Raw genomic sequence first — 2286 nt, forward strand, 5'->3', positions numbered from 1 at the left:
GTTCCGATTTCGTCTTTTTTATCGTGAGAACTTTGAGCGATTAAATTTCCGTCTGCGATTTCTTCGGAAAAACTAACTGCTTTGAGAAGACCGGCAGTAATCAATTTTTGGAATATAAAATTAAGACAAATCAAAACGGAAACTAAAATCAAAATTGCGGTTAAAGCCCTTGTGAGTATGGTCTTAAACATTTCATTTTTATAAATAGAATCTGGAACGCTTACTTGCATCACCCAATAACGTTTGTCTTTACCGACATGAAACGGAAAGTAGTAGTGGGTGTGTTCATCCGAGTTGAATGTGAAATTTTTTCCTTCTTGGCTTTGTTTTAAAAATAGATCTAATTCTTGAGGATCTGTAATTTTTTTCCCGATCAAAGAAGGATCTTTTCCGTTTACTGTATAAAGTCCACTCGGAGAAATCAGAGTCATATATCCTTGATTTCGAAACGGCTTTACTTCTCCGAATTTCTTTTGTAATTCTTCCGCCTTTAAATCAATCCCACAAGCTCCTCTAAAAAATCCGTCCTTACTGATCGGAGCGACGATGGAGATCATCATCGTATCTATGTTTTCAGATTTATAACGATATGGTTCTGAAACGTAGTAGATATTTTTCTTTTTAGGTATTTGATAAAAGTCTCCGGTTCCGTCCTGGTTTTCGTACCCGATGCTAGATCTGATCAGTGCTTTCCCTTTTTCGCCCGATTGAAATACGTAGGGAATAAATCTTCCAGTAGAGTCGTGTGCAAATGCGTTTTTATATTGAGAATCTTTGCCATCGTACAAATTCGTTTCAAAGACCAGCCAGAGAGCGAAAAAGTTAGGATTTCTTTCAATTACTTCTTTGATGGAAACAATGATGGATTCTCTAGGAGGAGAAGTGAAGATCAAAGGAGATCGGAATCCTCTTGCATAGAACATAGCCGAGTCCAATGTGTCTTTCACTTCTAAGGACCAACGTTCGGAAGTGATGGCAGAATTATTTTCTACTTCTGATTTTAAATTATCATAAGAGATGACTGAATTGACTACTGCAAGGAAACTAAACCCAAGAAATAAAACTATGGATAAATAAAGCGAAATTCGAAACCGAATACTCATGTTACTTTTCAACCTTTTTTTGCATCTAAAACCGAGGAGAAGTTATTCTATCTAAAAATATGAATTCATCAATTCAAATATTCATCTATAAAGAGACGTTCTAAATAAGAATTATAAATAGCAATATCATTTATAAGAATCTGATCTGAATTACTTTGATAGAAAACAAAGCCTAAATATTTTATTTTCCTCAAATACATTTGAGGGTATTTCCCATTAAATTCAAAAAGAAATAGAGCTATTGAAAAAATCTTATCTATGTTAACAAAACTTTTTATCGATTCGTTTTAATGAAAAAACGGAAGAAAACTAATTTTTCAACAACTCTTGATCTTAAAATCAAATTTCTGAATAAAATTGTTATTTTGCGACTATCATCTATTTGATGTGGGTTTGATCCTAATTTATTTTTATGAAAAAATTGGAATCTGAACTTTGCGGATCGATTCCTAAAATGTGGGAACTACTACAATTTATAGAGAGTTTGTCCTAAAACCTCAAAGAATTTACACGATAATTCTTTAGAAATTTCTAATAAAATGCAGTAGTTCCTACATTTTTGTGAAACTCAATGCATCGCTTCTATGGTCGCTCTGTGAAACTCAGCGTCTCACTCCCCATGGGTCGTTCGACAGGTTGCATTTGGCAATTTGCGAACTTTCGAGCAGTTCTAATGTCGTTAAATTTTTGCAGTAAGTTCCTACATTGGATGGTTTTGGGACAAGTTCAAAAAAAGTTTATAACGATTGAATCTGTCGTATTCAAATGTGGGAACTACTCTAAATCACGATTTTACAAACAAATTCTAAAATTGTAGGAATTCATACTTTGAGAGGATTCCTTATCAGCCGAACTCACGTTAATTAAAAATTTCCTTAAAGAAATAAATGGTCGGATCTGTGGTGTTATATCAAGTTCAATGAGTCTTAAATTTGCCAATCAATTGACCTAGATTTCTTGCTTGTCCGTGTATATTTCCGGAGAATGAAGTAAGATCATCCGCGCCCGAAGCGATTTCTTGAGTACCGTCAGAAATGCTCATAATCGTTTTTGTAATTTCATCCGTGGCACGCTTTTGTTCTAGAACGGCTTCTTCAATTTGTAAACTGAAGGTCATAAGTTCATTAGCACTTTGTGCGATTTCTTTAGTATTTTCTTCCTGAGTTTTAACGGAAGTAAGAAC

General features: G+C 34.2%; 2 protein-coding genes. Both read right to left on the reverse strand.

What is annotated here, in order from left to right; translation table 11 throughout:
• Window positions 1-1103: PDC sensor domain-containing protein (locus BW942_RS20665; protein ID WP_020198327.1), on the reverse strand; the 1103-nt coding region annotated here is incomplete at its 3' end.
• Window positions 1104-2019: 916 nt separating this feature from the next.
• The coding region (locus BW942_RS20670; RefSeq protein ID WP_082279667.1) for a methyl-accepting chemotaxis protein at window positions 2020-2286 on the reverse strand (267 nt) is incomplete at its 5' end.

It is taken from the genome of Leptospira interrogans, from assembly GCF_900156205.1.
Classification (GTDB): Bacteria; Spirochaetota; Leptospiria; order Leptospirales; family Leptospiraceae; genus Leptospira; species Leptospira interrogans.